At 38.8% G+C, this 17266-nt stretch carries 16 protein-coding genes; 5 read left to right on the plus strand and 11 right to left on the minus strand.

What is annotated here, in order from left to right; genetic code table 11:
• Positions 1 to 12: 12 nt before the first annotated feature.
• Genes KSK37_RS11015 through KSK37_RS11035 form a run of 5 tightly spaced genes read right to left on the minus strand, consistent with a single transcriptional unit; the run spans position 13 to position 7138 of the window.
• Complete coding sequence (locus KSK37_RS11015) at positions 13 to 720, minus strand: c-type cytochrome (RefSeq protein WP_217201536.1); 708 nt, start codon at positions 718 to 720, stop codon at positions 13 to 15.
• A gap of 1 nt (position 721) precedes the next feature.
• Positions 722 to 1243, minus strand: coding sequence for a DUF3341 domain-containing protein (locus KSK37_RS11020; protein ID WP_088359247.1), 522 nt, complete (start codon positions 1241 to 1243; stop codon positions 722 to 724).
• On the minus strand, positions 1230 to 2630 hold the full coding sequence (nrfD, locus tag KSK37_RS11025) for an NrfD/PsrC family molybdoenzyme membrane anchor subunit (protein WP_088359246.1): 1401 nt from the start codon (positions 2628 to 2630) through the stop codon (positions 1230 to 1232). The genes KSK37_RS11020 and nrfD overlap by 14 nt, the downstream gene beginning before the upstream one ends.
• A gap of 20 nt (positions 2631 to 2650) precedes the next feature.
• Positions 2651 to 5749: a TAT-variant-translocated molybdopterin oxidoreductase gene (locus KSK37_RS11030; protein ID WP_217201538.1), complete on the minus strand. Its 3099-nt coding sequence runs from the start codon at positions 5747 to 5749 to the stop codon at positions 2651 to 2653.
• A gap of 21 nt (positions 5750 to 5770) precedes the next feature.
• On the minus strand, positions 5771 to 7138 hold the full coding sequence (locus tag KSK37_RS11035) for a c-type cytochrome (protein WP_217201540.1): 1368 nt from the start codon (positions 7136 to 7138) through the stop codon (positions 5771 to 5773).
• Between the two features lie 187 nt (positions 7139 to 7325).
• Between KSK37_RS11035 and KSK37_RS11040 the strand changes: the two genes are divergently transcribed.
• A complete protein-coding gene (locus KSK37_RS11040) occupies positions 7326 to 7853 on the plus strand; it encodes an SPOR domain-containing protein (protein WP_217201541.1) in 528 nt (175 codons plus the stop codon).
• Between the two features lie 72 nt (positions 7854 to 7925).
• Here the strand turns inward: KSK37_RS11040 and KSK37_RS11045 are convergent, their stop codons facing one another.
• The gene (locus KSK37_RS11045) at positions 7926 to 8612 is read right to left on the minus strand and encodes a response regulator transcription factor (RefSeq protein WP_088359242.1); all 687 of its coding nucleotides are present in this window, start codon (positions 8610 to 8612) and stop codon (positions 7926 to 7928) included.
• A 97-nt stretch (positions 8613 to 8709) separates the two neighbouring features.
• Complete coding sequence (locus KSK37_RS11050) at positions 8710 to 10260, minus strand: sensor histidine kinase (RefSeq protein ID WP_217201543.1); 1551 nt, start codon at positions 10258 to 10260, stop codon at positions 8710 to 8712.
• Positions 10261 to 10451: 191 nt separating this feature from the next.
• Here KSK37_RS11050 and KSK37_RS11055 point away from each other — a divergent pair, with 191 nt between their 5' ends.
• On the plus strand, positions 10452 to 10946 hold the full coding sequence (locus KSK37_RS11055) for an SRPBCC family protein (protein ID WP_217201545.1): 495 nt from the start codon (positions 10452 to 10454) through the stop codon (positions 10944 to 10946).
• 20 nt (positions 10947 to 10966) lie between these two features.
• On the opposite strand, the gene KSK37_RS11060 is transcribed toward KSK37_RS11055, so the two are convergent.
• The 4 genes from KSK37_RS11060 to KSK37_RS11075 all read right to left on the minus strand — a co-directional run bounded on the left by KSK37_RS11060 (position 10967) and on the right by KSK37_RS11075 (position 14884).
• Positions 10967 to 11320, minus strand: a complete 354-nt coding sequence (locus KSK37_RS11060; RefSeq protein ID WP_088359239.1) for a hypothetical protein — start codon at positions 11318 to 11320, stop codon at positions 10967 to 10969.
• Positions 11310 to 13364, minus strand: a complete 2055-nt coding sequence (locus KSK37_RS11065) for a S9 family peptidase (protein ID WP_217201547.1) — start codon at positions 13362 to 13364, stop codon at positions 11310 to 11312. Before KSK37_RS11065 ends, KSK37_RS11060 begins: the two co-directional genes overlap by 11 nt.
• 127 nt (positions 13365 to 13491) lie before the next feature.
• Positions 13492 to 14232, minus strand: coding sequence for a uroporphyrinogen-III synthase (locus tag KSK37_RS11070; RefSeq protein WP_088359462.1), 741 nt, complete (start codon positions 14230 to 14232; stop codon positions 13492 to 13494).
• A 10-nt stretch (positions 14233 to 14242) separates the two neighbouring features.
• Positions 14243 to 14884, minus strand: a complete 642-nt coding sequence (locus KSK37_RS11075) for a DUF4271 domain-containing protein (protein WP_246566526.1) — start codon at positions 14882 to 14884, stop codon at positions 14243 to 14245.
• Positions 14885 to 15027: 143 nt separating this feature from the next.
• Between KSK37_RS11075 and KSK37_RS11080 the strand changes: the two genes are divergently transcribed.
• Genes KSK37_RS11080 through tgt form a run of 3 tightly spaced genes read left to right on the plus strand, consistent with a single transcriptional unit; the run spans position 15028 to position 17247 of the window.
• Complete coding sequence (locus KSK37_RS11080; protein WP_217201549.1) at positions 15028 to 15744, plus strand: polyprenol monophosphomannose synthase; 717 nt, start codon at positions 15028 to 15030, stop codon at positions 15742 to 15744.
• Positions 15741 to 16109 (plus strand): DUF4296 domain-containing protein, encoded by a 369-nt coding sequence (locus KSK37_RS11085; protein WP_217201551.1) that lies wholly within the window; start codon positions 15741 to 15743, stop codon positions 16107 to 16109. Before KSK37_RS11080 ends, KSK37_RS11085 begins: the two co-directional genes overlap by 4 nt.
• A gap of 1 nt (position 16110) precedes the next feature.
• Entirely contained in the window at positions 16111 to 17247 is a 1137-nt protein-coding gene (gene tgt, locus KSK37_RS11090) for a tRNA guanosine(34) transglycosylase Tgt (protein ID WP_217201553.1), read from the plus strand.
• Positions 17248 to 17266 lie beyond the last annotated feature (19 nt).

Below are 17266 nucleotides of genomic sequence, written 5' to 3' on the forward strand. Positions count from 1 at the left end.
TTTTAATACTTTTTATTTTTGAGGACTAGTTGTTACACTTGTTGAAGCTGCCGGTGCAGATACTGCCGCTGCAGGAGCTGCTGTAGTGGCTGCAGGTCCAATTCCGCCTTTGAAAGCGCTCATTACATACATTGCAACTCTCCATCGGTCACCCGGGGTAAGTTGTCCTGCATAAGATCCCATTGCATTTCTACCGTTGGTTAAAACATAATGAACTGATCCTACTGTGATTTGTCTGTCAGCATATTTAGGTACTCCCGCATAAGCTCCGCTAACCACAATCGGTCCCTGTCCGTCACCTCCGGTACCGTGGCAAGCTGAACAGGTTTTATCATACAATCCTTTACCTCTTTCAATATCTTTTGCCTGGTTTGCAGGATTGAGAGGGGAAGCGTTAATTGCTTTAGATTCCTCGTATCCGGCATTATACTGATCCGGTGTCATTCTTTCATTTGCAGCTACATCTGCTACTGCATCTTTATCATGTACAACTGTTCCGTTTACCGGACCTAAACCTGTAGCACCGTTATTTTTTACAAATGCAGGAATTTCGTTTTCATGAGTAGAGTATGCATCCTCAGCTTTCATCAAAGGATCATAAGCTACAGGATAATACATATCAGGAAAATAGACCAAAGGTGGATTTTCCTTGCTGCAAGAACTTAATGAAATTGCTGCAAAACCTAAGATAGCTGTAATTTTAATAATATTCTTTGTCATTTTAAGCTTCTTTTACAGTTATTTCTTCAACTCCGGTATCAATCAGGATTTGTTTTACTGCATCCACATCATCGGTTACAAATTCCATCATAAATTTATCGTCGGTAGTTCTCGGATCAGGATTCTGTGGAGGACAACCAGGATACATTTTATTTCTTGCCAAAAAGGTAAGCGACATCATGTGTGCTGCACAGAAAACCATCAACTCAAACATCGGAACCACGAAAGCAGGCATGTTGTGCGCCCAGTCGAATGCCGGTTTACCACCGATATTCTGCGGCCAGTCATGATTCATAGTGTACCATGTAACCAAACTTCCTATGGTAACCCCGTATACTGCATATAAAAATGCTGCATCGGAAATTCTTGTTTTCTTTAAGCCTAAAGCTTTATCGAGCCCGTGAACCGGAAACGGAGTGTATACTTCGTCAATTTTGATTCCTTTATCATTGAATGCATGAACGCCGTTCATTAAATCGTCGTCGTCAGCATAAATACCAAATATTCTTTTAGTGGTGCTCATCTTCTTCTTCTTTTGCTTTATAAGTTTCACCTGATATTTTCAAAATAGTCTTCAGCTCGGCCTGTGCAATAACAGGGAACGTTCTGGCGTATAATAAAAATAATACTCCGAAAAATCCTATTGTTCCAAGGAACACCCCTACGTCAATAATTGTAGGTTTAAACATCGTCCATGAACTTGGTAAATAATCTCTTGAAATATTGATTACGATAATATCAAATCTCTCGAACCACATCCCGATATTAATGATCAGTGCAATAATAAATGTTGCGATGATATTGGTTCTGATTCTTTTGAACCAGAATAATGCAGGGATTACAAGGTTACAGATAATCAATGCCCAGAAAGCCCACCAGTAAGGACCTGTTGCTGCTCCCGGAGAAAGATAAGTAAAGTCTTCATATCTTGATCCGGAATACCATCCGATAAAATACTCGGTTGCGTATGCTACCGTTACCATACCGCCGGTTACGATGATTACAATGTTCATAATTTCGATATGATACATGGTAATATAATCTTCTAAGTGACAAACTTTTCTTGCAACAAGCAATAGCGTCTGTACCATTGCGAATCCGGAGAAAATCGCACCCGCAACGAAATATGGCGGATAAATGGTGGAGTGCCAACCTTTAATTACCGAAGTAGCAAAGTCAAAAGATACCGTGGTGTGTACCGAGAATACCAGTGGAGTTGCCAAACCTGCCAATACCAAAGATAGTTCTTCGAAACGCTGCCAGTGTTTTGCTTTACCACCCCATCCGAATGAAAGGAAGGTGTAGATTCTTTTGGTCCAAGGTGTCTTTGCACGGTCTCTGATCATCGCAAAGTCAGGGATAAGTCCCATAAACCAGAACACGGTGGATACAGAGAAGTAAGTGGAGATCGCAAATACGTCCCAAAGAAGCGGCGAGTTAAAGTTCCCCCAAAGAGAACCGAACTGGTTCGGCAAAGGGAATACCCAATAACCTACCCATACTCTACCCATGTGAATTACCGGGAAGATCGCAGCCTGTACAACGGCGAAAATCGTCATCGCTTCAGCAGAACGGTTTACCGACATTCTCCATCTTTGTCTAAATAATAATAGTACCGCGGAGATCAGGGTTCCGGCGTGACCGATACCTACCCACCAAACGAAGTTGGTAATATCCCATCCCCAGTTATTGGTTCTGTTGAGTCCCCATGCACCGATACCGGTACCAATGGTGTACGCTATACAGCCAAATCCGTAGATGAATAGTGTTAAAGCTATCCAAAATGAAATCCACCAAAGTTTTCCGGCTCTTTCTTCGATAGGTCTTGCGATATCTTCTGAAATATCGTGATAAGTTTTGTGACCAATAATTAAAGGTTCCCTTATCGGAGCTTCGTAATGTCCTGACATTTTTTACCTATTTATTATTTTTAAACATTGTTTTCTTTTCTGTTTCTCACTTTGGTATGATAGAAAACGTTTGGTTTTGTACCAATTTCCTCAAGCAAAGTATATCTTCTGTTGGTGTTGTATAGCGCTCTAACTTCTGAAGTTTTGTCGTTCATGTCACCGAATTTCATAGCACCTGTAGAACAAGCGTTCACACATGCTGTAGAGAATTCACCATCTTTTATTCTTCTTCCTTCTTTCTTCGCTTCAAGAATCGTGTTCTGTGTCATTTGGATACACATTGAACATTTTTCCATTACCCCTCTTGTTCTTACAACCACATCCGGGTTCAGTACCATTCTTCCTAAATCGTTATTCTGATTGAAGTCGAATTTATCATTCAGGTTATAAGTAAACCAGTTGAATCTTCTTACTTTGTAAGGACAGTTATTCGCACAGTATCTTGTTCCGATACATCTGTTATAAGCCATTTGGTTCTGTCCCTGTTTACCGTGAGAAGTTGCCGCTACCGGACAAACTGTTTCACAAGGTGCATGGTTACAGTGCTGACACATCACCGGCTGGAAGATCACATCAGGATTGTCTGCAGGATGGTTTAAGATTCCGCTTTCTTTATCCATAAAATGACCATACATTCCAGGAACATTAAGATCAGCAGTGATGGCCTCTTCCTGAGAAAGTTTTCCGTCTTTATTCAAATCGATATCAGCAGGAATGTTGGTAGAATAGTAACGGTCGATTCTCAACCAGTACATATCTCTGGACATTCTCACCTCTTCTTTACCTACAACCGGAACGTTGTTTTCAGCCTGACATGCAATAATACATGCTCCACAACCCGTACATGAGTTCAAGTCAACAGATAAGTTAAAGTGTGGGCCGTCCGTATCATCGAAAGCATCCCAAAGGTCGATTTTACCAGCTGGTAAAGCTCCACCGATGGTGTGATATTCCAATGGTTTGTTCCATCCTAATTTCTCGTCATCGAATTTTACATTTAAGAAAGTATCCAAAGGAACCTCTCTTGCAATCTCGTAACGTCCCATCAAGGTATTCTGAAGCTGCATTCCTGCAAATTCATGAGCCTCTCCGGTTTTCTCAACAGTTACATTGGATAAAACTGAATTTGAACCGTCAAATAAAGGATATGCGTTAACACCGGTTTCAGCAACTTTCCCTGAATCTTTCTTTCCGTAACCAAGAGCCAGTCCCATAGAACCTTCTGCCTGACCCGGTTGGATATACACAGGAACATTGTTAATTTTCACGCCGTTAACGGTAAGGTTTACAACAGATCCACCTAACTGCATTCTTGCGTTCAGGTCGTTGTCAATACCTAATTTCTGAGCATCTCTTGGAGAAATCGTTAAATAGTTATCCCACGAAAGTCTCGTAATTGGATCCGGTAATTCCTGCAGCCAAGGGTTGTTTGCCTGAGTTCCGTCTCCTATCGAAGTTTTGGTATAAAGCACCAATTCCAAATCGGATGCTTTAAAGTTATTTAATTCAGTGGCAGCCTGTGCAGCATTACCGCCTGTATAAGAAAGTGATCCTATAACGCTTCCACCTTCAATTACACCATTGTAAAGTGCTTTATTGAAAGTAGTTCCACCGATGAGAGTGGCTGCATTCGCTTTTAAATAATCGTAATAATTATTGGCTGCATTGTTTTTACCGTTCATCCAAACCAATAGAGATTCTTCGATCTGTCTTGATTTGTAAATTTTCTGAATGGTTGGCTGCATTAAGGTATAGATACCTGTCTGAGGCGCCATATCACCCCATGACTCCAGCCAGTTTGCTACTGGAATAACAGCTTTTGCCGCTTTGTACATTTCGTTTTTCTTATCAGCGACAGCAACTACACAAGTCACTTTTGCCAACAGTTTTTTGAAATCTTCACCTCTATTGCTGGAGTAAATCGGGTTTACATTGTTGGTAATCAATACCCCAACCTGACCTGAATTCATCCAACCTAAAAATTCCTGATATTTAGCAGCATCAAATTCCTTAAGGAAGTTTGCTTTACCTGTGAAAGCAGATGATGCTAATTTTTGATTGATTAAATGTGCTAAAACGTGAGCCGCTTTAGAACCGTCAGCAAAAACAACAGCATTGCTGCCTTTTGCCTGTAATTCTTTAACGATTTCGGCAGCTTCCTTACTGGTTGTACCTCCGTTAAGACCGTTGTACACTTCAACAAGAACTTTGTTTACTGCACTTGGCTTCAATTTAATTCTGGTATCAGCGTTGGCACCTGTTAAAGACATGTTGGACTCAATCTGAATGTGTCTCAACATATCCGGACCTGGCTTTCTTGCTGCGGCATATGAAGTTTCTAATGAACCTCCGTTATAGTCGCCTAAGAAATCTGCCTGGAAAGAAACCACCAACTGTGTTTTCGATAAATCGTAAACCGGCAATGCTCTCTGTCCGAAAACTTCCTGCGCAGCATCTAAAGCTGCGGTGTGAGGAACTGCATCATAAGTAACCAGTTCCGCAGTAGGATATTTTGCTTTAAAATCTGCAAATAATTTTTTGAAAGTCGGAGAAGCATAAGAATGTGATAAAATCACAATTTTCTTTCCTCCTGCCTGCGCATCTGATAAACCTTTAAGAACGAAATCATCTACTTTATCGAAGGTTTCATCTTTACCGTCAAGTTTTGGCTGTTTTACTTTATCATTGTCATAAAGTGAAAGTACTGCTGCCTGTGCTCTTGCATTGGTTTTACCCAATTCTTTAGCCAACGGATTCGGTTCAATTTTGATTGGTCTTCCTTCTCTGGTTTTTACTAAAACACTTGCGAAATCGTACCCGTCAAAATAGGTTGATGCGTAATAATTTGGAACTCCCGGGATGATTTCGTGGGGTTTCACCACGTAAGGGATGGTTTTGATCACCGGAGCTTCACAGGCAGCCAAAGTAACTGCAGCTGTGGAGAATCCTAAAAGCTTAAGAAAATCTCTTCTTGAAGTTCCTGACTCTTTCGACTGATCGTCTCCCAATAATTCATCCACCGGAATTTCGTTCTGAAACTCTTTCTGAGCCAGCTTACCGTTTAAGCTTGGATCTTTCAGTTCGTGAATACTTCTGAATTGTATTTTATTTGAAGCCATTGATACTTCTAATTTTTGTTATTAATAATGACATTTACCACACTCAAGCCCTCCAATAGCATCTACCGTAATCTTAGTACCTGAACCGTATTGTTTTTTCAGTTTTTCGTGTAGATTTTTGAAGTACTCTTTATTATAACCGTTGTTCATATCAACTTCTGTTGTTCTGTGACATTCGATACACCATCCCATGGTGAAGTCGTTTGCCATATGCACCACATTCATGGTATCCACCTGTCCGTGACAAGCTTTACAAACTACATCAATCTTAGCCTCAGGGTTTTTCTTGTTGTATGAAGTGATAATTGCCTGCTCTCCTGCCACAACGTGTTGTGAGTGGTTGAAGTAAACAAAATCAGGCATATTGTGGATTCTTGTCCATTCAACAGGCTGAGTTTTGCCGGTGTACTGCTGTTTCGCAGGATCCCATCCGGTAGCAGCATATATCTTCTGGATTTCTCCGTCGTAGAAAGATTTATCTTTACCTGGCTCCATATATTTTCCGTTATATTCGGAAATCGTACGGTGACAGTTCATACAAACGTTCATCGAAGGAATTTCTGATACTTTACCGTATTTCGCGGAAGAGTGACAAAGCTGACAGTCGATTTTATTTTCACCTGCGTGAATCTTGTGAGAGAAGTGAATCGGCTGTTCAGGCTTATATCCTTTATATACCCCAATCCACATCATCCAGTTCCATATTCCGTAAGCAGCTAATACTCCTAATACAACCAGAATACCTTTTCCTACAAAGTGATATCTCTTATAAAGATCTGCAAGAGAAGTAGTTCTTGTCGCGTTAAGCACTGATAATTCTTCACTTTCCTGAAGTTTTACCAACTGCCTCAGTTTTAACAGCAACCAAAGCAAGAGACCGCCAATAGCAAGCAATGAAATCAGGATAATTTTTGAATTAACAGATTCTTTTTTTGCTGCTTCCAGAGCTGCCACTGAATTGGTATCAGTTGCTGCCGCTGCGCCCGCTTCTGCAGCAGGTGCGGCCGCTGGAGGATTGGTGGTGTACTCTAAAATGTCGTTAATATCCTGATCTGTAAGATTAGGAAACTGAAGCATTTCAGTTTTGTTGAACTTCTCAAAAACTTCATTGGCATACTTGTCACCAGAAGCTCTTAATGCCTTATTGTCTTTAATCCATTTGTGAAGCCAGTCTGTATCCAGATTCTGCTCCTTTTTAAGCTTGTCTACTACGCCTCCTAATGCAGGACCAACAAGTTGCTTATCTAATGCGTGACACGCCGTACAGTTTGCTTTAAAAAGCTTTTCACCGTTCTTGGCATCTCCTTGAGCGTAAATAGAAGCACTGGTCGACAGCAATAATCCTATTGCGATAAGACTCCTTTTGTAATGCTTTCTCCAACTAATCATTTATAAAATCTTGGGTTAGTAAAATATTTTGAGTTTACTTTTCAATTGGGCAAAAATAAGACTTTTAACAGAAATTTAACGGCAGAAAAAATGAGCAATCCATCATTTGGGTTAATTTGTATCAATTCTAAATAACAAATGTTGGTATAATTTTTATTTGTTATAAATTTGCCCAAATTAATGTTTGATGAAATATATTCTTAAAATATTCACCGCCCTTTCTTTCTTTGTAATTAATGTAATTGACGCACAGCAAGTTGTAAAAAACGACACCATATCCGGAACTCCACTTACCATCAGCATGGATAAAAAAGTGAATGATCTGCTGGTAAATATCGAAGACAAATGTGCCACCACCAACATAGGTTACGGTGAAGATAGAGCTCCGAAATCTACAGCTCCAAAGATTGTTGTACCCGAAAAAGAACTTTCCAGAGCGGAAATATGCAGAAGAAACCCAAGAATTATGGGATACAAGATTCAGCTCTCTGTTGTAAAAACCAATGAAGAAGCCCGGGAAGTCGGAATGTTCTTCCGCAGAAGGTTCCCCAATATGAAAGTAGAAATTGACGCATCCTTAAGACCTAATTATAAAGTGCTTGCAGGAAGTTATCTGACGAAGCAAAGCGCTGCAGCTGATCTTGCGAAAATCAAGCAGCATTTTAACGGCGCAATTGCTATTCAATACCGTGTTTTCTGTGTAGAAGCAAAATAATAAACATCTGATCAACCAAATAAAAAGCTCCGGAAGTTCCGGAGCTTTTTTTAGTTTTTGTCTTATCGGCAATTAATTTTTCACCAACAGTCTGAAACCTTCACCATGAACGTTGATGATTTCCAGACCTTCATCGTCACGCAAAAGTTTTCTCAGTTTCGCGATATAAACATCCATACTTCTTGCGGTGAAATAATTCTCTTTCTTCCAGATCTTTCTCAAGGCCAGATCTCTCGGCATGAAATCGTTTCTGTGCATACAAAGCAATTTCAGCAATTCATTTTCCTTTGGTGAAAGCTTGTATTCATTATCGCCAACTCTCAGCTGACGCAGCATTGAATCAAAGAAAATATTGGATATTTTGAACTGCTCCTGCTCTTCATCTTCCAGAACTGCACTTCTCTGCAAAATCGCTTTAATCTTGTAAAGCAGAAGCTCCGTATCAAAAGGCTTGGTGATATAATCATCCGCGCCTAACTGGTAGCCCTTCAGAATATCCTCGCGCATATTTCTTGCCGTGAGGAAAATAATCGGGGTGTTTTTATCAATTCTTTTTACATCTTCCGCAAGACTGAAACCGTCTTTTTTCGGCATCATGACATCAAAAATACAAATATCGAATTCGTTTTCTGTAAATTCTTTCAATCCCTGTTCGCCATCGGTTGCAAGGGTGACTTCAAAATTATTTATGGTTAAATAATCCTTTAAAACAGCCCCAAAACTTTGGTCGTCTTCTACTAATAAGATTCTGTTGCTCATAATTTCATTTATTTAAATTTGGTTGATTAAGGTTAAAAGTCTCCTTCCTGCCTTAATTTTTGATGTTAAAATAGTATCACTTAATTACTCAATACAGTTAAAGATTCATCGGCAGCTTTATCGTAAAGGTACTTCCTTTTCCTTTTTGGGAATCTACGATAACCTGTCCTTTGTGCAGTTCGACAATCTTTTTCACATACGAAAGCCCAAGCCCCTGTCCTTTTACATTATGAATATTTCCGGTTTCTTCGCGGAAGAATTTTTCAAAAATCCGAGATCGGTTATCAGTTTCCATGCCCATTCCTTTATCTGAAATTTCCACGACATACCAGCTTCCTTCGTTTCTGGTTTTTACTTTAATTTCTGGCACTTCCGGCGAGTATTTATTGGCATTGTCGAGTAAATTCACCAAGGCATTCGAAATATGAAATTCATCAATTTTGAAATTATACTTTTCCGTATTAAATTCCTGGGTTAACGTTCCGTTCCTTTGAGCTACAATCAAACCGAAAGATTCTGTAATTCTTTTAATCAGGGATCTAACATCGGTTTCTCTAAGGAATAATTTCACTTCATTACGTTCAAGCTTGGACATGTTCAGCACGTTTTCCACCTGCTTTTTCATCCGGAGATTTTCCTGTTTTATCAGACCCGAATAATATTTCACTTTTTCCGGATTGGTTGCAATTTTATCATTCGCCAAAGAATCGGTAGCTACAGAAATGGTTGCAAGCGGCGTTTTAAACTCGTGCGACATGTTGTTGATAAAGTCGGTTTTCACCTCCGCAATTTTTTTCTGACGCATCATATAATTAATGGAAATAATATAAATTCCTAAAATCGTCAATAACGACATGAAAGTTCCGAGAAGCATCGGCAGATTATTTTTCGCCAGTGAATAATCTTTGCGCGGAAAAACCAGGGAAATGGTATAAAGCGTACGGTCTTTGCTGTCAGTAAAAAGCGGATAAGTGTAATTTCCTTTGTCTTTTTGGTCAACATAAATACTGTTCACTACCTTGGTAATTCTGTTTTTACTGTCCATCACTGCAAAACCGAATTTGGTATTGAGTCCGTTCAGTTTTAATTCTTTTGAAAGCACAGAATCCAGCGTTTCCGCATCTACCCTTTTTTCAATAGGTAAATTTGAAGCACTCAGTTTGGCAAATTCCTTCAGCGCGTAAGTATTGTTATTGATGTCTTTGCTTAGCTGCGCGGTTAGCGGTTGCGAAGAGTTCCGCTCTTTTTTGATTTTCAGAATACCTTCGTCTGTGTAAAGTTTGGTAAGTTTCAAACTGTCGCCCTTCTGAGAGATTGGGAAATTTTGGTTTTCGACAATACTTTTCTGGAAAGTAATGGTAGATCTGTTTGCAGAATCCGAGTTCTGCTGAATATATGTTTGCGTAGGCTGATTGCTGCTGTCTACAACATTTTTGGCGAAATTTTTATAATCCTTATTCAGATATTTTTCCACTTCCAGCTGCTGCGTTTTTAATGAAGACGATTCTAATGCAGAATATACCTTATTCGAAAAATCCTGATTAAGGGCGGAGTAGAGTTCTTTAATCCAGTACAACTGTAACGTGACGAAAACAATCATTGAAATCGTCATCAGTACAGAGATAAACGGAATAAACTTATTATTCATTACAGAATTTTTAATTTTGAATTGTTAAAATTACTGATTTTATGATTATTAAAACATAAAAAACGTACAAATATTGTGTTTAATTTCTTAAAATACTTTTTTTTAACATATTATTTCTAAAACCCTAATATATCTTATTTGAAATCAGTCACATAAAAAATAAAGGATTAAATTTGTTAAAATTTACCATTATGGAATCTGAAATTGTATTTAATAAGGATTTTGATACGGCGAGCATTTACCTCATGAATGTTTATAACGAGGACGTCGCAATTGTTTGGGATTATTTTACCAAACCAGAACTGCTGGATCAATGGTGGGCACCAAAACCCTGGAAATGCGAAACCAGAAAATTAGATTTTCGTGAAGGCGGTACCTGGAATTACGCAATGGTGGGACCGGAAAACGAAACGCATTTTGCCGGCGTAAATTATCAGGAAATCACTTTCCACAGAAGCATTTCCTGCTCCGACTTTTTCACGGACGAAAACGGAAATCTCAACACTGAATTTCCTTCGGTGAACTGGCTGATCGGTTTTACCGGCGTTGAAGAAGGCACAAAACTGACCGTGAATATCCATTTCAATTCTGAAAATGACATGAAACAGATTCTAGAAATGGGTTTTGAAGAAGGTTTCAAAACAGGCTTGAATCAGCTTTCAGAACTTCTCATTAAAAAAGACTGATCTCACAATCAGTCTTTTTGTTATTTGAAAAGCTCTTCATCCATAAAATATTGAATGATCGCTTTTTTCATCAGAATCTGCTGTTCATTCGGTTTCAGCTCCGGCAACTGTTCCACTTCATCAAAATGCGGATAACCGTCATCATCGTAATGCGAAAATTTAAAGTACCCGAAAGGTTCTAAAAGCCTGCAAACCGCAATATGCAGGATATTGAGCTTGTCGTCTTTCGTATATTTCTGCTGTCCGCTTCCCAGTTCCTGAACACCGATTAAAAACAATATGGTGTCGATCTGCGGATGTTTATCGGTATCAAAATTTTCAACGAAAAACGCTTCCACTTCTTCCCAAAGCTGGCTGTCTGATTTATTTTCCATCGATTTTATTTTCTAATTTAAGTAAAAAAGCATATTCTAAAGAATCCTCCTTCAAAGATTCGAATCTTCCTGAAGCACCGCCGTGACCAGCGCTCATATCGGTTTTGAAAAGCAGCATGTTTGAATCTGTTTTCAGCTCCCGGAGTTTTGCCGTCCATTTCGCGGGCTCCCAATACTGAACCTGAGAATCGTGCAAACCTGCCGTGATGAGCATATTCGGATAATTTTTGGCCTCAATATTATCATAGGGCGAATACGATTTCATATAATCGTAATATTTTTTCTTTTTCGGATTTCCCCACTCGTCAAATTCGCCAGTCGTCAGAGGAATAGTCTCATCCAACATTGTCGTCACCACGTCCACAAAAGGCACCTGCGCTACAATTCCGTTAAAAAGATCCGGCTCGAAATTAATCACCGCACCCATCAGAAGTCCGCCCGCACTTCCGCCCATTGCGTAAAGATGTTTTTCTGAGGTATAATTTTGGGAAACCAAATACTTGGCTGCATCAATAAAATCGAAGAAAGTATTCTTTTTATAAAGCATTTTGCCGTCTTCATACCACTCTCTTCCTAAATATTCGCCTCCGCGGATGTGGGCAATTGCATAAATAAATCCTCTGTCAAGAATTGAAAGTCTCACATTTGAAAAACTTGCGTCCACAGTGTGACCGTAACTTCCATAACCGTACAAAAGCAACGGAGTATCTGCAGATTTTTTGGTGTCTTTGTGATAAACCAAAGAAATCGGAACCTGGTTTTTTCCGTCTCGGGAAGGCGCCCAGATTCTTTCGGAAATATAATTTTCAGTGGAGAATTTTCCGCCTAAAACTTCCTGCTCTTTAAGAATTTTGGTGGTTCTTTCCTTCATGTTGTATTCCAAAGTAGAACTTGGTTTCGTCAGCGAAGTATAGCCAAACCGCAGTTTTTCGGTATTGAATTCTAAATTCAACCCAATATAAGCAGTGTAAGTCGGATCTGAAAATTCCAGATAATGCGAGTTCCCGGTTTGGTTTTCTATAATCTTAATATAAAGAAGCCCTTCGGTTCTTTCTTCAATAACCAGGTAATCTTTGAAAATCTCAAAACCTTCCAATAAAGTTTCTTTCCGGTGCGGAATTACTTCTACCCAGTTTTCCATTCCCGGATGTGCAACTTTCGTTTTTACAATCTTGAAATTAGTGGCCTCATCGGTATTGGTAATGATATAAAATTCATCTTCGTAATGTTCCACAGAATATTCCAGATCATCAATTCTTGGCTGAATAATAGTCCAGTCCGCCAAAACATTGTCCGCAGGAATGAAACGCATCTCATCAGAAATAGTGCTTGAACTTGAAATGAAAATATATTCTAAAGATTTGGTTTTAAAAACGTTCACATCAAAAGTTTCATCTTCTTCATGAAAAACCAAAACATCCTGTGAGGCGTCGGTTCCCAGCTTGTGCATAAAAACCTGAAAGGCACGCAGATTCTGATCTTTTCTGATGTAGAAAACGTGTTCGTTGTCATTTGCCCAAACCGCTTTTCCTGTTGTATTTAAAATCTGATCCTGAAAAACTTCACCAGTCTCAAGATTTTTAAAACTGATGGTATAAATGCGTCTTCCCAAATTATCCGAGGAAAAAGACATGAGTTTATTGTTGGGAGAAACGGCGACGCTTCCTATTTCAAAGAATTTTTCCCCTTCCGCAAGGATATTTACATCAAGCAGAATTTCTTCTCCGTTTTCTAAAGTCTGATATTTTCTGCTGAATATCGGATATTCTTTTCCCTTTTCATATCTTACAATATACCAGTATTCATTGAAAAAATAAGGCAGACTTTCGTCATCTTCTTTATATCTGGCTTTCATTTCATCAAAAAGAAACTTCTGAAATTCCTCAGTATCTTTCATTACGAAATCGCAGTAAGCGTTTTCATCTTCCAGATATTTGATAACCTCCGGATTTTCTCTGTCATTCATCCAGAAATAATCATCAACTCTTCTGTCGCCATGAATTTCGAGAAATTTTTCTATCTTTTTTGCTTTTGGAGCATTCATAATGTAGCGTAATTGGATGGACGTTTTCTTTTGATTAAAAAGCCCATAAAGTTATGATTTATAAAAAATAAAAACCATCTTAATCAGAGAAAAAGACGGCCTTAAATATCAAAATCGGAATAAAATATTATTTATTCATCGTTCTAATGTATTTTTCAATAGCCATCGTCATCGACGGAGTTTCTTTGCTTGGCGCCATTACATCAACTCTCAGCCCGGCTTCTGTAGCGGCTAATTCCGTAGTATTACCGAAAACAGCAATTTTGGTGTCTTCCTGTTTGAAATCTTTAAAATTCATTCCTAAAGATCTGATTCCCTGAGGACTGAAAAATACCAGCATGTCGTAATCTTTAATACTGATGTCGCTCAGATCGCTGGATACCGTTCTGTACATTGTTGCTTTCGTCCAGTCAATAGGCGAAGCTTCTAAAACTTTCAGAATATCCGGACTTAAAGTTTCTGCAGCTGGAAGCAAATACTTCTCCGACGGAAATTTCTTGAACAGCGGCATCAGATCAGCGAAAGTTTTCTCACCAAAAGAAATTTTTCTTTTTCTGTATACAATATGCTTCTGGAGGTAGTTCGCAATAGCTTCCGACTGGCAGATATACCGCATTGAATCGGGAACCGCGAAACGCATTTCTTCCGCAAGACGGAAATAATTATCCACTGCATTTTTGCTGGTGAAAATTATACCTGTGTAATGGGTAAGGTCAATTTTTTGTGTTCTCAGTTCTTTAGCATCTACGCCTTCAACATGAATAAAAGGTCTGAAATCAATTTTGATTTTTTCCTTTTTTGCCATCTCCAGATATGGTGAAGATTCGTTGGGCGCAGGTTGCGAAACTAATATAGATTTAATTTTCATCATCAAATAATTAAAAAAATAATACTTTCCAAAGTACCAAAACCGGTATAATTTGGAGGGTGCAAATATACAAAAATTTATAATACCATGCTTCGGGCAGGATGCCATTATTGTGGAAGAGGTAATAAAGGAGTTTAAACAAAAAGATCAGCGAAAACCCGATAAAACAGTAGCTCGACATCTGTAACTGATCTACCGTATAAAAGCTGTTCACTACACATAAGATCATCACCACCAACGAGAAACAGAAATAAAACTTGGAGGCTGTAAAATAAAAAAGCTGCCATTTTTTTATAGATCCAGTTCCGGCAAAGAAAATATAGGTTAAAATGTTTTTTACAAAATAAAATGATCCTACCGTCAGGAATGTAAATCCGAAATTATTCAGTTCATATCCTGAAAGTTTTATCTCGCTTACCTTTTGAGGAACTGTGGGCACATAAAATGAAAGAAATACGGCAAACACAATGGAAAATACAATGCTTATAATGATCCAGCTCAGATAATTATTGGTGGAATCAGCAAACTTCTGAGTCAGAAACTCTAACACAGTAGAATCCCGCCGCAAAGAAATAAGCATAAATATATAAAGGAAAATACAGCCGATCAGTATAAATACAACCCAATCGTTTTGCTGTGCAATTCTTATCAATTGATCAATTTTTTGCAAAAATAAGAATATAAAAGCAATAAATTCTGAGTTTTATTACCAATTAAAAGTATGGCTATTCCGGTGCACAGAAATTGCAAAAAAAGAAAGCAGGAAAAGTTTATCTTTGCAAATTAATTACACGGATGAAGAAACTCGTCATTATCCCGACGTACAACGAAAAGGAAAATATTGAAAGTATTATTTCAGCAGTTTTTACGCTGGAAGAGGATTTCCATATCCTTATCGTCGACGATTCATCACCCGACGGAACGGCTGAAATCGTAAAGAACTTACAGAAAAACCACCCGCACGTTCTGCATTTAAGCATCCGTAAAGTAAAGGACGGGCTAGGAAAAGCATATATCCACGGTTTTAAATGGGCGCTGCAAAACAGCTACGATTACATTTTTGAAATGGATGCCGATTTTTCACACAACCCGAAAGATCTGAACAAATTATTTGAAGCCTGTAAAAAGGCCGACATGAGCATTGGTTCGCGTTATTCCAAAGGAGTAAATGTGGTAAACTGGCCGATGGGAAGAGTTTTACTTTCCTATTTCGCGTCCAAATATGTCCGCGCTGTTCTAGGAATCCCCATTCACGATACCACTGCAGGATTTGTCTGTTTTTCGAGAAAAGTGCTGCAAGAAATCGGCTTGGATGATATCAAGTTAAAAGGTTACGGATTTCAGATCGAGATGAAGTTCCGCGCATTTAAAAAAGGATTTAAAATAGTTGAAGTTCCTATCATTTTTACCAACAGAGAATTGGGTGAAAGCAAAATGAATGGCGGCATTATTCACGAAGCCGTTTTTGGGGTTTTAAACCTGAAATGGAAATCAATCATCGGGAAATTATGAAAAATCTGTTTTTTGTTATTTTATCATTTCTGATGCTGAGCTGCTCCGAACTGATAGATCCACCCAAAAACCTTATTGAAAAAGATAAGATGTCCGAACTTATTGCAGAATTTGCGATGAATGATCAGCTCAACAATTTCATCCCTGATACCAATATTGAAAACGCAACCCGATATGCACTGAAAAAGCAAAATATCAATGCTGCTGATTTCATTGAAAGTTACAAATTTTACACTGCAACCGGAGACATAGACAAAATCCTTAACAATGCCCAGGAAATTGTCTTGACAAAAGACCCGGCTGCTAAAGAATATATTGAGAAAAAATTAAAAGAAAACAAAAACGTACCTGCGTTTGCAAGATAATATGATGTCCCCATTTTTCGAAATCAACAAAACCACAACCGGAAAAGCGAGAGCCGGAACCATTTCTACAGATCACGGAACCATCCAAACCCCAATTTTTATGCCTGTGGGAACGGTGGCCTCAGTAAAAACAGTGCACCAGCGCGAACTTAAAGAAGACATAAAAGCACAGATTATTCTGGGAAATACTTATCATCTTAATCTGCGCCCTAAAATGGAGATCATGCAGGAAGCGGGCGGTTTACATAAATTCATGAACTGGGATTTGCCTATCCTTACAGATTCCGGCGGCTATCAGGTGTTTTCTTTGTCAAAATCAAGAAAGCTTACCGAAGAAGGCGTGAAATTTAAATCTCATATTGACGGAAGCCTTCATTTTATTTCTCCTGAAAAATCAATGGAAATCCAGCGCCAGATCGGAGCAGATATTTTCATGGCTTTTGACGAATGTACGCCATATCCATGTGATTACAATCTGGCAAAAGACTCCATGGAAATGACCCACCGGTGGCTGAAACGCTGCATCAACTGGACGAACGAAAACCCTGAAATTTACGGCCATAAACAGAGATTATTCCCAATCGTCCAGGGTTCTACCTATTCTGATTTGAGAAAAATTTCTGCAGAATTTATTTCGGAACAAAATGCTGAAGGAAACGCGATTGGCGGACTTTCAGTAGGCGAGCCGGAAGAGGAAATGTACCGAATTACCGATGAAGTAACCGATATTTTACCGAAAGACAAACCGAGATATCTAATGGGAGTAGGAACTCCGTGGAATATCCTCGAATCTATAGGACTTGGCGTTGACATGATGGATTGCGTGATGCCGACAAGAAACGCAAGAAATGCAATGCTTTTCACCTGGAACGGCATCATGAACATGAAAAACAAAAAGTGGGAAAACGATTTTTCGAATTTGGATGAATTCGGTACGAGTTATGTAGATTCAGCATATTCGAAAGCGTATGTCCGTCATCTTTTTGTGGCGAAAGAGTATTTAGCAAAACAGATCGCTTCGGTTCATAACCTTGCATTTTATCTGGAATTGGTAAAAGTGGCAAGAGAGCACATCGTAGCAGGCGATTTTTATGAATGGAAAGATTCTGTTATTCCTGTGCTCAAACAAAGACTTTAAAAATTTGCTCTGAAATTCA

The sequence above is a fragment of the Kaistella soli genome, from assembly GCF_019038595.1.
Lineage (GTDB): Bacteria > Bacteroidota > Bacteroidia > Flavobacteriales > Weeksellaceae > Kaistella > Kaistella soli.

What these genes read in the sequence shown, in the direction of transcription:
- KSK37_RS11035 (WP_217201540.1), bottom strand. Translation starts at nt 7,138, where the DNA reads ATGATTAGTTGGAGAAAGCATTACAAAAGGAGTCTTATCGCAATAGGA.
- nrfD (WP_088359246.1), bottom strand. Translation starts at nt 2,630, where the DNA reads ATGTCAGGACATTACGAAGCTCCGATAAGGGAACCTTTAATTATTGGT.
- KSK37_RS11060 (WP_088359239.1), bottom strand. Translation starts at nt 11,320, where the DNA reads ATGGAAAATAAATCAGACAGCCAGCTTTGGGAAGAAGTGGAAGCGTTT.
- KSK37_RS11050 (WP_217201543.1), bottom strand. Translation starts at nt 10,260, where the DNA reads ATGAATAATAAGTTTATTCCGTTTATCTCTGTACTGATGACGATTTCA.
- KSK37_RS11085 (WP_217201551.1), top strand. Translation starts at nt 15,741, where the DNA reads ATGAAAAATCTGTTTTTTGTTATTTTATCATTTCTGATGCTGAGCTGC.
- KSK37_RS11040 (WP_217201541.1), top strand. Translation starts at nt 7,326, where the DNA reads ATGAAATATATTCTTAAAATATTCACCGCCCTTTCTTTCTTTGTAATT.
- KSK37_RS11070 (WP_088359462.1), bottom strand. Translation starts at nt 14,232, where the DNA reads ATGAAAATTAAATCTATATTAGTTTCGCAACCTGCGCCCAACGAATCT.
- KSK37_RS11015 (WP_217201536.1), bottom strand. Translation starts at nt 720, where the DNA reads ATGACAAAGAATATTATTAAAATTACAGCTATCTTAGGTTTTGCAGCA.
- KSK37_RS11020 (WP_088359247.1), bottom strand. Translation starts at nt 1,243, where the DNA reads ATGAGCACCACTAAAAGAATATTTGGTATTTATGCTGACGACGACGAT.
- KSK37_RS11065 (WP_217201547.1), bottom strand. Translation starts at nt 13,364, where the DNA reads ATGAATGCTCCAAAAGCAAAAAAGATAGAAAAATTTCTCGAAATTCAT.
- KSK37_RS11055 (WP_217201545.1), top strand. Translation starts at nt 10,452, where the DNA reads ATGGAATCTGAAATTGTATTTAATAAGGATTTTGATACGGCGAGCATT.
- KSK37_RS11045 (WP_088359242.1), bottom strand. Translation starts at nt 8,612, where the DNA reads ATGAGCAACAGAATCTTATTAGTAGAAGACGACCAAAGTTTTGGGGCT.
- KSK37_RS11030 (WP_217201538.1), bottom strand. Translation starts at nt 5,749, where the DNA reads ATGGCTTCAAATAAAATACAATTCAGAAGTATTCACGAACTGAAAGAT.
- tgt (WP_217201553.1), top strand. Translation starts at nt 16,111, where the DNA reads ATGATGTCCCCATTTTTCGAAATCAACAAAACCACAACCGGAAAAGCG.
- KSK37_RS11080 (WP_217201549.1), top strand. Translation starts at nt 15,028, where the DNA reads ATGAAGAAACTCGTCATTATCCCGACGTACAACGAAAAGGAAAATATT.